The sequence below is a fragment of the Microbispora sp. CSR-4 genome (assembly GCF_008033685.1).
Classification (GTDB): domain Bacteria; phylum Actinomycetota; class Actinomycetes; order Streptosporangiales; family Streptosporangiaceae; genus Microbispora.
Window position 1 is genome coordinate 1 of the sequence record NZ_VJVX01000097.1, and the last position, 12,222, is coordinate 12,222.

The following is a 12,222-nucleotide window of genomic DNA, read 5'->3' on the forward strand; positions in this document are numbered from 1 at the left end:
AACGGCAGCTGGTCGGGGTCCAACCCCAAGCCTGCGTCGTTCACGCTCAACGGCGTCACCTGCACCGGCTCCATCACCACCTCATCACCCTCGCCGACCCCCACGCCCTCACCCTCACCCTCGCCCTCCGCCACGCCCTCGCCCTCGCCCTCCGCCACGCCCACGCGCTCGCCTTCACCCTCGCCCTCGCCGTCGCCCACCGGTGGGAAGCCCACGGTGGCCGCCGACGGAACCGGCACCTACCGGACCGTGCAGGCAGCGATCGACGCCGTGGCATCGGGCAACTCCAGCCGGAAGGTGATCACGATCAAGCCGGGCACCTACCGGGAGATCGTCACGATCCCGGCGAACAAGCCGTACATCACGCTGCAGGGTCTGGGCTCGTCGCCCGGGGACGTAGTGATCGTCAACAATCACTACGCCGGGGGGAACGGCGGCACCTTCAACGGCGCCACCGCGTTCGTGAACGGCCACGACTCCGCCCTCACCAACCTGACGATCTCCAACGACTACGTGGAGGACGGCAGCACCGTCAACCAGCAGGCCGTCGCGCTGAACCTCAACGCCGACCGGGCGGTCCTGTCGAACGTCCGCCTGCTCGGCGACCAGGACACCTTCCTGATCAACGACTCCGCCCGCGCCTACGTCAAGAGCTCCTACATCGAGGGCACCGTCGACTTCATTTTCGGCGGTGGCACCGCGGTTCTCGACGACTGCGACATTTACGAGAAGCGCAGCAGCGGCGCCCCCATCACCGCCGCCAGGACCGACGCCGCCAAGACCTACGGCTTCCTCGTCTACCGGTCCCGCATCACCGGCGCGACCGGAAACACCACCCAGCTCGGGAGGCCCTGGGGCCCTGACGCCCAGGTGCTCTATCGGGAATCGTCGCTCAGCTCGACGATCAAGACCTCGCAGCCTTGGACCGACATGTCCGGCAACTCCTGGAAGAATGCCCGCTTCTTCGAATACCGGAACACCGGAGCCGGCGCCACGGTGAACTCCAACCGCCCACAGATGAGCGACTCACAGGCGGCGAACTACACCCCGCAGAAGTACCTGGCCGGATCCGACGGCTGGAACCCGATCGGCTGAACGCGTTCGCTTCGCCTGCCGTCCGGCATCCCCGGATGACGACGACGTCGAGCGCTACGAGCCGGGTGCGTGCAGGTGGCGGGTGTCCACCTGGTGGCCCGCCTCCTCCAGGACGGTGACCGCTTCCTTGACCCTCGGCTCGGGCACGAGGACCAGGTCGGCGTGGAACGTCGAGGCGACGAACACCGGGATGGCCGCCTCGGCCAACGGGCCGACGATGGCCGCCAGCATGCCCGGGACGTCGAGCGCGTGTCCGGTGCCCCCGCCGTACAGGCCGATCCACCGCTCACCGGAGCCCGTCGGCCAGGCCTCGCGGATCACGGTGAGGCCCTCCGGGGCGCGCACGAGCGCGATCCAGTCGTCGTCTTCGGGGAACGTCGCCTGCGGCAGGTGCTGGACGGCGAACACGGACGGCACGATGCCGAGCTTCTGGGCGGCGGGTGAGGTCATGACACGTGTGTAGCAGAGCCCCCCGACAAGACACCCGGACAAGACACCCGCCAGGACGCCGGCGTCTAGACCTGGGCCCACTCGGTGATGGGGGCCACCAGCAGCGGCCCGTCGAAGGAGCGCGGGGTGAGGGTCACCCCGGTGATCGTGGCGGCGAGCGCGAACGCCTTCGGCAGCGCGTCGTCCCAGCGCGTGTCCCAGGCCGCCTTGCCGGCCGTGGCGGTCAGCGGCAGCCCGACCCTGCGCATCGGTTCCTTCAGCCGATCGGGGTCGCTGCCCCAGCGGTTGACCGACGCGTGCGGCGTGAAGGCGGTGACGATCTCGCCGTCCACGGCGTACAGGAAAGCGTGTTCGGCGTAGTCGTGGCGTCCGACGGCCACCGCCTCGCACTCCTGGGCGAGGCGCGCCAGGTTGTCGCCCAGCGCGGTGTGCCGGCCGCACGGCTCGATTGCAACGCTCCATTCGCCGATGCGGGTGATGCCGACATATCCGCCGCCGTCGTCGCCGTCGGTCTCCTCGATGAACTCCGCGACCTCGTCGTGAAGCTCGTCCAGGGTCATCGAACGGACCGCCGCCGCGGTCGGCTCGAAACGGGCCGCGACGTCGGCGGGCTCCAGGCCATGGAAGAACGACACGCTGAAGACGTCACCCAGCGGGGTGTGCACGTTGTCCGTCGCGGGGGCCGTCAGCCACCGGAAGGTGGCGAGACGATCGGGCACCTGGGCTCCCTTGGTCGTTTCACGACATCGTGGCAGCCGCCGCCGACAAAAACCGGGGGCCGAGACCATTCGTCGCGTTTCCGTCATCCGGCAGCGGGACGCCGCCGACGTCAGGAGCATCGCGATGCGCTCATACGGCACGAGAGCTCTTATGGCACGAGGCTTATGGCACGAGGGTCTTCGAGACGAGCCGGTCGCGGACGAAGCACAGGCGGTAGGCCCGGCCGGAATCGGCCGTCATCGTGTAATAGACGCAGTCCTGGCCCGGCGGCGGATCGGGAGCGCCGTCCGGCGCGCCGTCCCGGGTGAACACCGGCAGCCGCAGGTCGTGGCGTGACTGACCCGCCTTCAGCCCCTCGTACGTCGCCGGGTCGAGGACGGAGAACGACGAGCTGACGAAGCTCAGGGGGATCAGGAGCGCGAAGATCCCCGTCAGCACGGCCACGGGAACCCCGGCCGCCTGCGCGAGCCGCAGCCGCACCCGCCGCCGGGCGAGGTGCAGCTCCCGGGCCGCCGTGGTCTCGGGCACGCCGAGGCCTGCCGTCGTCCGCGCCTGTTCGCGCGCCGCCCGGCTCCCGGTGACGGGCAGCTCGGCGGCGACCTCGAAACCTCCGCCGGGAACCGGGCCCGCTCGCAGGACGCCGCCCGCCAGCCGCACCCGTTCCGCCAGCCCGACGAGACCGGAACCACCCGAGGCCACGCCGGTCGGGGCCCCAGCCGGAGCGGGGTCGTTGACCACCCTGAGGATGACCACGCCGTCGTCGGACCCGACCCGGACGCGTACGGTCGCGCCGGGGGCGTGCTTGGCGGCGTTCGTCAGCGCCTCCTGGAGCACGCGGCGTACGGCGAGCGCGGTCATCGGGGGCAGCCCGTCGATGACGCCGGCGTCGCCTGCCGGATGCTCGATGACGATCGGCACACCGGAGCCGCGGGCGCGTTCGACGATCGTTTCGACGCTCTCCTCACGCGGGGGTGTGCCGACGTCCTCATCGTCCGCGCGCAGCACGCCGATGATCTCGCGCAGCCGCTCGGTCGCCGCGGCGGCGGCCTCGCGCAGCTCGCGTACGGCCGCCTGCCGCCGCGGATCGAGGCCGGGGCCGAGTTCCAGAGCGCCGGCGCGCACCGCGAGGAGCGTGAGGTCGTGACCGAGCGAGTCGTGCATGTCGCCCGCGATCCGCGCCCTCTCCCGCAGGCGGGCGCGATCGGCGACGGCCTGCTGTCCGCGTTCCAGCCGGTCGGCGAGCAGCCAGCCCGTACGGACCAGTTCGGCGTGCTGACGGCGCCAGCGACCGAGCAGCCAGGGCACCACGACCGCGAGCAGCAGCGTGACGAGCTGCGTCGGCCAGCCCCACAGGTCGCGCAGGACGAGCCCGGACAGCGGCAACCCCGCGAGGGCGACGGCCGAGAAGAACCACAGCGCTGGGCGGGCGCTCGCCATCCGGTGCCCGGCCAGGTAGCCGAAGACCACCAGCGCCGCCCACGTCCAGGACAGGGGGCCGAACATCTGCGCGTCCAGGGCCAGGCTCACGGCGACCGGGATGGCGAGCGCCGCCAGCGGCCACCTCCGGCTCACCGCCGTGGCGGCCCCGAACAGCGGTACGGCCACGGCCGCCACGGCCATCCCCCGGGCGTCGTGGTCGTCGAGGGCCAGCGCGACGGGCGGCCCGCACACCGCTATCCACACCGCGAGCCACCGCGCGAGGTCGAGCAGACGGGACGGCCGCACCACCTCACGCCCTCCGGTCGAGCGGACTGCCGGGCACGAGACCCGCCTCGTACGCCAGGATCGCGGCCTGGACGCGGTTGCGAAGGCCGAGACGGGCGAGGATCTGGCTGACGTACCCCTTGACCGTGCCCTCGACGAGATGCAGGCGCCGGGCGATCTCGGCGTTGGACAGGGCGGCCCCGACCAGGGCGAGCACCTCGCGTTCGCGGTCGCCGAGCCCGTCCACGAGGGCGCGGGCGGCGGACTCCGTGCCGAGCGGGCGCTCCCGGAGGCGGGTGATGACCCGCCGCGTGACGGCTGGGGAGAGATAGGCGCCGCCTGCGGCGACGGCGCGGACCCCTGCGATCAGTTCGCGTGGGTCGCCCGACTTGAGGAGGAAACCGGACGCGCCGGAGCCGAGCGCGCTCGTCACGTAGTCGTCCTCGTTGAACGTCGTGAGCATCACCACGGCGACGTCGGGGAGGACCCGGCGCAGCTCCGCGGCGGCCCCGAGCCCGTCGAGCCGCGGCATCCGGATGTCGAGCAGGCAGAGGGCGGGACGATGCCGCAGGGCGAGGTCGACGGCCTCGTGCCCGTCGGCCGCCTCGGCGACGACCTCGATGTCACCGGCCGTGGCCAGGATGCTCGCGATGCCGGCGCGGATCAACGCCTCGTCGTCCGCCAGCAGGACGCGGATCATCGCGTTTCTCCCTCAATCCGGCCTATTGCGCCTTGTGGACTGATTAGTGTGTTTCGCTCGCCCATGCGGGGACGCTACCAACGGCCCGTCGCCGGAGCCGTACGGCGTGCACGAGGCGGGCGGTGTGGACGAGGCGGGCGGCCACGACGGCGACGGCGGCCAGCGCCCCGGTGGCGGCCCAGACGTAGAGGGCGAGCCACACGTAGGGGAGCTGGCCCAGCGTGCCCACCCGGTTGAGCAGCAGCCCGGCCAGCTCCGCCAGCCCCAGATAGAACGCGACCGGCAGCGCGTACGGGGCCAGCCGTGCGGCCATCCGCCAGGTGCGCCGCCGCGCGCGGCGGGCGGCCCAGCGGCGGGAGCGCAGCACCCCGGTCAGGCCGAGGGCCAGGTTGAGCAGCGACAGGCCGCCCAGCCAGGGGTCCGCACTCGTGGTGAACGGCACGGCGTGCGCGTCGGGACGTCCCTCGATCATGTCGACCAGGCCGTCGCTGATGATCAGCGCATCGTCACCGGAGATCATCCCGGTGTCGGTGACGACCGCGATGCCCCACCCGCTCGCGGGCAGGAGGGTCTGCGCCGAGTTGTGCGTGAGCAGCCAGCCGGTGTGCCGCAGCATCGGGGCCCCTCCGGCAGTCCGCTCGGCCGACCACCCCATGCCGTACGTGCTGCCGCCCACGCCGGACGGGGTCTGGGTGGCCGTGACGAGGTCTCGGGGGAGGGCGTCACCGTGGCCGTTCTGCGTGATCAGCCACTTGCCCAGGTCGTGTGTGGTGCTGACGACCCCGTAGGAGCCGTTGACGAACCACTTCGGGTGCGCGCGCTCGATCAGCCGGCCGTACGCGCGGATGTATCCGGCGCCCGCGCCGGGCAGTTCCTCCGTGGTGTCCACCGTGCGGGTGGAGGTCATGCCGAGCGGCCTGAACACCGTGGCGGCCATGAAGTCGGCGAACGGCGTCCCCGACACCACCTCGGCCAGCCGCGCCGCGACCGCGTAGTTGGGGTTGTGATAGATCATCCGGGTGCCCGGCGGGGCGGCGAGCGGCGCGGTCCCGAGCATCGCGACGGCGTCCTTGAGGTCGTCCGGCGCGGGCAGCGTCAGCTCGGGAAAGGTCCGGTCGCTCATGCCCGAGGTCTGCTGGAGCAACTGCCGTACGGTGATCTGCCCGGCCCGGGGATCGGCCATGGTGAACTCGGGCAGATAACGCCGCACCGGCGCGTCGAGGTCGATCCTGCCCTGGTCGGCGAGGCGCAGCACCGCCAGGGCGGTGAACGACTTCGACAACGAGGCGAGCGGCATGGGGGTGTCCGCGGTGATCGCCTCGCCGCCGGCCGTGTGACCGAGCCCGGCGGCGTACACGACCGTGTCGTCCTTGACGACCGTCACCACGGCGCCGGGCAGGTCCGTACGCCGCATGTAGTCGCGTACGTATCGGTCGACGGACTCCGCGGTCAGGCCGGGCCGTCCGTCCGAGGGCGCCGCCCGCGTCGTGGCGGCGACCGCCCCCGATCCCGTTATGAGCAGTCCCGTCATGAGCAGTCCTGTCATGAGCAGTCCCGTCATGAGCAGTCCTGTCGTGAGCAGCACACCGCTTATGGCGGCGGTCGCCGCGATCCTGCGCATTCGCACCGAGTTTCCCCTCCGAGCTCTTTCCGTTCGCAGGTCATGAACGGTAGGAGCGGCCGGAGGGGCGGCACATCGGGCGATCGGGAGGTCCTCACCTGACTTTCGTCAGGTCGCCCGGCCCGGTCAGCGGCCTCGGCGGGGCAGCGGGGGCCGAACCACCGGAGGAAGGAACGCCTCTGACGCTTCTCGGGAGCGGGCGCGGGGGCGGGGTTCCGCTCGGCGGCCGGATGAGGGGCCCGCCACTCGGCGGCGACCTCGTCCGCGTCGATGAGCGGCTGCACGACGGGCGGACCGGACAGGGGCCTGCGGTAGCTGTCGCGGATCTTGTCGTTCATCTCCTCGACGATCCGGCGTGCCTCGGCCTCGGTGCGCGCGCCCAGCGCCTCCGCCCTCGCCTCCTCGGCCTCCTTGCGCAGCGCCAGCGTCCCCGGCAGCGGGAACGACAGGTTCTCCGCCTGCATCTTCTGCTTGATCCACCACATGTCGTCGTGGGGCTTGCCCTGACCGGGGATGGGCTTGCCTGCGCCTGGCAGGTCGTCGAACTCGCCACGCTCGGTGGCCTCGCGAATCTGCCGGTCGATCCACGACTCGAAGCTCACTCCGAGGGGCTTGCGTTCGGTCACGGCCTCACCTCGCAATCCTCTTGTGAGGATAACCACCGAGATCGGCGGGCCGATGTCTGGGTCAGGGCCCCGGATCAGGGCCCCGGATCAGGGCCCCGGATCAGGGCCGCAGCAGGTCGATCACCCCGGTGGTGCCCTCGTCGCCGTGGCCGTCCGCGAGCCGCCGCGCCATGAGAGTCATGAACGGCGTGAGCAGTTCGGGGCTGACCTTCTGCTCCTCGGCCGTACGCAGCAGGGTCGCGTTGCCCCTGACCATCATCGCGAGGTTGGAGGTGACGTCCTTCGTGTAGTCGCCGCTGTCCAGGTGCTCGGCCACCCCGTACGCGTACGGGACCATCGCCTGCAGCCAGCCCGCGACGAGGTCGGCGAACGCCTTCGGCGGGATCTCGTCCCGGACGAGCGCGAAGGCGTGCGACACACCCGCGAACATGCCCGTCATCGCGCTGAGGAGCGCCACGTCGTGGAGGGCGGCGAGCCCGGGGTCCTCACCCGTGTAGACGGTGGCGGCGGGTGCGGCCAGCGTGTCCGCGTGGGCCTCGAACACCGCCGGGGAGCCGCTGTAGAAGACGTACGCCCCGGAGCCCGGCACCCCGATCATGGGCGGGACCGCCATGATGCCGCCGTCGAGGAACCGGGCGCCGCGCTCCTGCGCCCAACGTGCCCGGGCGCGGGCCTCCTCCGGCGTGCCGGTGGTGAGGTCGACGAGGTCCTTGCCGGACAGGTCGGCGTCGGCGAGGGCGTCGTCCACCGAGGCGTGGTCGAGCAGGCAGACGACCACCAAATCGCTCGCGGCCACGGCCTCGGCGGCGGTCGCGGCGACGCGGGCGCCGTCCAGGGCCTCGGCCTTCCCCGGGGTGCGGTCCAGACGGTCAGGGGATGCCCGGCGGCGAGCCAGGCACGGGCGAGCGCGCCGCCCATCGCGCCCAGCCCGAGAAGGGACAACGAAGGCTTTTCAGCGGTGTGAGTCATGCCGATTAGGCTGGTCACGAGCCCCGAGAGGATCAAGTACGCACTTTGAAGTGGGTGCTTACCCCGAGGTGAGCAAGCAGCCGGGAGGGGATGGGCAATGCGGACCGCGCGGCGTCCGATAGCGTCCGAATGCGGGATCGACGCGGCCATGGAGGTGATCGGCGGCAAGTGGAAGAGCTCGATCCTCTGGGCGCTGAACGAACGCCGATGCCGTTTCGGTGAACTGCGCAGGATGCTCCCGGGCGTGACCGAGAAGGTGCTCGCCTCACACCTGCGCGAGATGGAGGCCGACGGCATCGTGTGCCGCGAGGTGTACGACGAGGTGCCGCCGCACGTCGAATACTCGCTGACCCCGCTCGGCGTCACGCTGAACGAGGCGCTTGCGCCGCTCGGCGCGTGGGGCCGGGACCACCTCCTCGGCGGTCGTGACGCTCACTGACTCCGGCTTGGCTATCGCGTTCGGCGCGGCGTTGGCACCACTCGGCGCGTGGGGCCTCCTACGCGGGCGTGAGGGTCCACTGACCTGGTTCGGCCATCGCGTTCGGCGCGGCGTTGGTGCGCTCGGCGTGTGGGGACCTCCTCGCCGGGCGTGATGGTCACTGATCCGGCTCCGGTGACGGGCGGGCACGTCGTCCTGACGGCGGGAACGTCGTCCGCCGGGGAGGGCGGGCATATCCGGCTCGGCGGGCAGCCTGGACGTGCGCCGGCCCCTCGCAGCCGGTGACAGTTCGTGGTCGGCCAGCCGAGGACCGGGGTTTCATGGGGTGGTCTCGTGACCCGGTTGCCCGGGTGTGCGCCGCTGCTGCTTCAGCTCGGCCTCGTAGAGGTGACGGCGGCCTCCGGCCAGTTCGTTGCGGGCCTGGCGTTCCAGCTCCTGGAAGGTTGCGTAGTAGCCGTCGTCGTACTCCTCCACGATCTGGAAGGTCCAACGACCCTGGATGACGTTGCGGCCGATCAGCTCGCGTTCGATCCGGTCGGCCCACTTGTCGTGCCCGGCCTGGCGCAGCAGCCGTACGGCGTTGTCCAGCTCGAAGTCGGCCGTGCCGGTGAGCTGGTGGAAGGAGTAGAGGTGGCCCCTGACCCGGTGGATCGTCTCCAGCGCCTTGCTGAGCCTGCCCAGCGCGTCGACCGTGATGTCGTCCAGCCCTTCGGGGCGGCGGTGGTCGGGATCGGGCAGGCCGGTGGGTTCCTCACGTTCGGTCATCATGTCCCACCGCTACCCCTCGCAACGGCGCCTCTATCGGTCTGAGCAGCGGTGAGACGCTCAACCGGCGGGCGTCCCCGAGGCGGACGGCTCGGCGGACGAGCGGATCGCGGCCAGCGCGCGGTTCAGGTCCCGTGACGACAGCACGAGCTTGTACATGATGAGGGCCTCGAAGAGCAGCAACAGGGCGGCCGCGCCGATCGTGACCGGGACGACCGCGCCGAGCAGCGGGCCGATGATGAACACCGCCATCTGGAACTCGATGCCGCTCACCAGGTGTGTGCGGATCCGGTGCTCGCGCAGCCACTCGCGCATGCCGGGATACCAGGAGAAGCGGCTGCGGAACTCCTGCTGCAGGTCCACGGCCTCGGTCAGGCGGACCCTGATCTCGTCGGGGTCGCCGTCGAGGTCGTCGTTCAGCAGGGACGCCGGCAGCGCGGCCGCACCCCCGGACGCCGACTCCTCGTAGGCGAGCCGCAGCGTGCGGCGCATCTGGCGCCGCACCTTCGCGATCTGCAGGGCGTCGACATAGCGCAGCATGTCGAGGAACACGACGGCGATGCCGAGGAGCAGGTAGACCTCCTGCCCGGTCGCGCGATATTGCCCCCACATCAGCGCGGCGGTGCAGGCCAGCACCCGGATCCGGTCGAAGACGTAGTCGAGCCAGCCGCCGAGGACCGTCCCTGTCCCCTTGAGCCGCGCGATCTTCCCGTCCATGCAGTCGAGGACGAAGCTCACGTGGTAGACGACGGCCCCGGCCACCAGCCACCGCCACTCGGCCTGGAGGAAGCACCAGGCCGAGCCCAGACCGAGCACGAAGGCGCCCCAGGTGATCTGGTTCGGGGTGATGGACGTGCGATTGGCGGTCGTCACCACCAACCGGCCCGCCAGGGGATCCACCAGGAAAACGGTCCACCAGGCGTCGCGCGCCTTATATGTCCGAGAGCGTACGTCGTGAAGCGTGAACGTCATTTGGGGGCTTTCTAGATTATGGGGGGATTTTGGGTAAAACGTCAGAAGTCGTCGTCCAAATCGTCCATTTCGTCCGCATAGTCGTCCGGGTCGAGCGCATGCGCATCGTCGCCCAGGTGCAGGTCGTCCTCGTCGAGCAGTGCCACCATTTGCTGGAGAAGCATCTTAAACATGATTTTGCCCTTTGACCGGCGATTGTTTCGCTACCGCTCATCAAAGCATCACCAGACATCACTCGCTGACGTTTTCCACAGGCCCTCCGGGTAGCTCGAATTACCCGAAAAGCCGAATTTTCCTTTTTGGTGTACCCGCGTTTCTTCCCCGTACGGGACGACGGGAGGGCGCGGAGCGGCTCAGGCGACGGCGCGAGCGAGATCGGAGAGCCATCGCTCGTGGTTGGCCCGGAGCATGGGCTCCCGGTAGAAGAGCGGCAGCAGTGGGCCGGCGAGCGACTCCTCCACGGTGACCCTCGTGCGCCCGTCATCCAGGGGTTCCAGCACGTGCCTGTCGACGGCCCGATAGCAGCCGAGGAAGGTGCCCGTCCAGGTGAGCTCCCGCAGGGGTTCGACCACGGCGAACCGCGACCGCAGCGGCACGCCGTTCAGGCGCCACCGGAAGGACGCGCCGGGGCGCACCTCGCCGAGTTCGAGGATCCGGATGCCGGAGACCCACGACGGCCACGTCCGCAAATCGGCCATGACCTTCCAGACTCGGTCCACAGGCGCGTCCATGACCAGCGTGGACGAGGAGGTCAGCTGGGCGTCGGGATCGACGCGTCCCCGTGCGGCGTACTCCTCGTGCAGCACGGCCAGGGACGGACCCGAGTAGAGCAGCGACATGTACGGCTCCTTGAGATTAGTGCTCATTAACGAGAGCGATGCTCTCTCATGCGCATGGACATGTCAAGAGCAGTGCTCTCGGAGTCGTGAAATGCCGTAGACGCGGCCGTCGCCGGTTGCCTAGGGTGCGGGCCATGGCGGACAGCTCCCGTGCGGGCCGGTGCGACTGCGGCGCGACCCCCGGTCCGCTGGGTGAGTGCGCGGACTACTATCACGCGATCCTGGCCGAGGAGCAGGCCGATCCCGAGATGGTCAGGTGGCACACGGTCGTGGTCTGCGCCTATCTCCTGCAACACCCCGCCAGGGGCCACGAGAAGCACCTCGACGGTCAGTTCCGCCTGCTGCAGTTCTACCTGGACAAGGGCCTCGACGCGTTGCTCCGCGCCGCGGCGCATCAGGTGGCGCGCAACAGGCGTGGATCGCGGTCGGGCTACGACATGGCCCCGCTGGAGGCGTACACGCCGCTCCCGCAGAGTGTGTCCCCCGGACCCTTCCGTGCGGGCTTCTGCGGGTTGCCGTTCAGGGACGGCAGCCTCGTTGCCGACGGATATCCGGCGTACGGCAGCCGCATCGAGAGCATCGCCGCAGCGACCGTGGAGTCCTGGAGAACCCTCACGGGCTGATGTGGGCAAGGGGCTCACCGAACTCACTCGCCTCGGCTTGCTCTTCGCGACGCAGGACGAGTTCGCGCCCGTGGAGCCCGTGCTCGGGTTCACTCCCGGACCCGTCGCGTTGAAGGGGGCCAGCGCCACTGTCAAGGGTCGGCGCTACGGCACCCGGGCCGCCCCTGTGACCTCTGTCGGCCCCTCCGAGGTCGGCGGTGCGTTCGTCGCGGGCTACCTCGGTGCGATCCCGGACGATCTGTACCCGGTGTGGGCCGCCAACGAGACCTCTGTCGGCCCCTCCGAGGTCGGCGGTGCGTTCGTCGCGGGCTACCTCAACGCGATCCTGGACGGCCTGCAACGAGACCTCTTCGGCCCGACTGGCCGCGCGCTACCAGTCTTCGGTGGCACCGATGCGGGACCGCCTCAAGCGCGGCATCTCGGTAGCCACCTTCAATGGCCGCCTTCGCGGTCGTCGGCCAGAGACTCTTGGCATGGCTTGCCCAGCCACAGCATCTGGCTGGCCCGCCCGGCCGCGGCGAACTACCCCGTGACCTGGGCGATTCCCTCAATCTGTGATCCCAAGAGATTCTTAGTTGATCTTGCACAAGCTCCGGAGGGAGGAGAGAATTAATACAAGTTTTCGAATCGCTTGATGGAGGTGTGATGGATCTGTTCGACATCGATCCTGAGCGCCTTCGTCATTCGAATGGCCCCGAC

General features: G+C 70.2%; 16 protein-coding genes. 4 read left to right on the top strand and 12 right to left on the bottom strand.

Going from position 1 to position 12,222, the window contains the following annotated elements:
• Nucleotides 1–239, bottom strand: a 239-nt coding sequence (locus tag FLV34_RS42000) for a hypothetical protein (protein ID WP_222709774.1), incomplete at its 3' end; no start/stop codon positions are given.
• Between FLV34_RS42000 and FLV34_RS37605 the strand changes: the two genes are divergently transcribed.
• Nucleotides 217–1,095, top strand: a complete 879-nt coding sequence (locus FLV34_RS37605) for a pectinesterase family protein (protein WP_222709775.1) — start codon at nucleotides 217–219, stop codon at nucleotides 1,093–1,095. The two genes, FLV34_RS42000 and FLV34_RS37605, sit on opposite strands and share 23 nt — an antisense overlap.
• 54 nt (nucleotides 1,096–1,149) lie before the next feature.
• On the opposite strand, the gene FLV34_RS37610 is transcribed toward FLV34_RS37605, so the two are convergent.
• From FLV34_RS37610 to FLV34_RS37640, 7 genes are all read right to left on the bottom strand, one after another.
• Nucleotides 1,150–1,545: an ACT domain-containing protein gene (locus FLV34_RS37610; RefSeq protein ID WP_142650266.1), complete on the bottom strand. Its 396-nt coding sequence runs from the start codon at nucleotides 1,543–1,545 to the stop codon at nucleotides 1,150–1,152.
• 65 nt (nucleotides 1,546–1,610) lie between these two features.
• A complete protein-coding gene (locus tag FLV34_RS37615; protein WP_147945413.1) occupies nucleotides 1,611–2,264 on the bottom strand; it encodes a DUF6461 domain-containing protein in 654 nt (217 codons plus the stop codon).
• A gap of 163 nt (nucleotides 2,265–2,427) precedes the next feature.
• Nucleotides 2,428–3,990 (bottom strand): sensor histidine kinase, encoded by a 1,563-nt coding sequence (locus FLV34_RS37620; protein WP_222709776.1) that lies wholly within the window; start codon nucleotides 3,988–3,990, stop codon nucleotides 2,428–2,430.
• A gap of 4 nt (nucleotides 3,991–3,994) precedes the next feature.
• On the bottom strand, nucleotides 3,995–4,669 hold the full coding sequence (locus tag FLV34_RS37625) for a response regulator transcription factor (protein ID WP_142650268.1): 675 nt from the start codon (nucleotides 4,667–4,669) through the stop codon (nucleotides 3,995–3,997).
• Between the two features lie 43 nt (nucleotides 4,670–4,712).
• Complete coding sequence (locus tag FLV34_RS37630; RefSeq protein WP_222709777.1) at nucleotides 4,713–6,290, bottom strand: serine hydrolase; 1,578 nt, start codon at nucleotides 6,288–6,290, stop codon at nucleotides 4,713–4,715.
• Entirely contained in the window at nucleotides 6,260–6,916 is a 657-nt protein-coding gene (locus FLV34_RS37635; RefSeq protein WP_147945414.1) for a DUF1992 domain-containing protein, read from the bottom strand. The genes FLV34_RS37630 and FLV34_RS37635 overlap by 31 nt, the downstream gene beginning before the upstream one ends.
• A 100-nt stretch (nucleotides 6,917–7,016) precedes the next feature.
• The gene (locus FLV34_RS37640; RefSeq protein ID WP_315985229.1) at nucleotides 7,017–7,811 is read right to left on the bottom strand and encodes an NAD(P)-binding domain-containing protein; all 795 of its coding nucleotides are present in this window, start codon (nucleotides 7,809–7,811) and stop codon (nucleotides 7,017–7,019) included.
• A gap of 171 nt (nucleotides 7,812–7,982) precedes the next feature.
• Between FLV34_RS37640 and FLV34_RS37645 the strand changes: the two genes are divergently transcribed.
• On the top strand, nucleotides 7,983–8,324 hold the full coding sequence (locus FLV34_RS37645) for a helix-turn-helix domain-containing protein (RefSeq protein ID WP_142650271.1): 342 nt from the start codon (nucleotides 7,983–7,985) through the stop codon (nucleotides 8,322–8,324).
• 318 nt (nucleotides 8,325–8,642) lie between these two features.
• Here the strand turns inward: FLV34_RS37645 and FLV34_RS37650 are convergent, their stop codons facing one another.
• The 4 genes from FLV34_RS37650 to FLV34_RS37660 all read right to left on the bottom strand — a co-directional run bounded on the left by FLV34_RS37650 (nucleotide 8,643) and on the right by FLV34_RS37660 (nucleotide 10,927).
• The gene (locus FLV34_RS37650) at nucleotides 8,643–9,092 is read right to left on the bottom strand and encodes a hypothetical protein (protein WP_142650272.1); all 450 of its coding nucleotides are present in this window, start codon (nucleotides 9,090–9,092) and stop codon (nucleotides 8,643–8,645) included.
• Nucleotides 9,093–9,149: 57 nt separating this feature from the next.
• Nucleotides 9,150–10,061, bottom strand: coding sequence for a CDP-alcohol phosphatidyltransferase family protein (locus tag FLV34_RS37655; protein WP_142650273.1), 912 nt, complete (start codon nucleotides 10,059–10,061; stop codon nucleotides 9,150–9,152).
• A gap of 41 nt (nucleotides 10,062–10,102) precedes the next feature.
• On the bottom strand, nucleotides 10,103–10,225 hold the full coding sequence (locus tag FLV34_RS42985; protein WP_261986053.1) for a hypothetical protein: 123 nt from the start codon (nucleotides 10,223–10,225) through the stop codon (nucleotides 10,103–10,105).
• 189 nt (nucleotides 10,226–10,414) lie between these two features.
• Complete coding sequence (locus FLV34_RS37660) at nucleotides 10,415–10,927, bottom strand: SRPBCC domain-containing protein (protein ID WP_261986054.1); 513 nt, start codon at nucleotides 10,925–10,927, stop codon at nucleotides 10,415–10,417.
• Nucleotides 10,928–11,034: 107 nt separating this feature from the next.
• On the opposite strand from FLV34_RS37660, the gene FLV34_RS37665 reads away from it, so the two are divergent.
• Nucleotides 11,035–11,523, top strand: coding sequence for a DUF5946 family protein (locus FLV34_RS37665; protein WP_142650274.1), 489 nt, complete (start codon nucleotides 11,035–11,037; stop codon nucleotides 11,521–11,523).
• Between the two features lies 1 nt (nucleotide 11,524).
• Nucleotides 11,525–12,136: a hypothetical protein gene (locus FLV34_RS37670; RefSeq protein ID WP_147945415.1), complete on the top strand. Its 612-nt coding sequence runs from the start codon at nucleotides 11,525–11,527 to the stop codon at nucleotides 12,134–12,136.
• The last annotated feature ends 86 nt before the right edge of the window (nucleotides 12,137–12,222 follow it).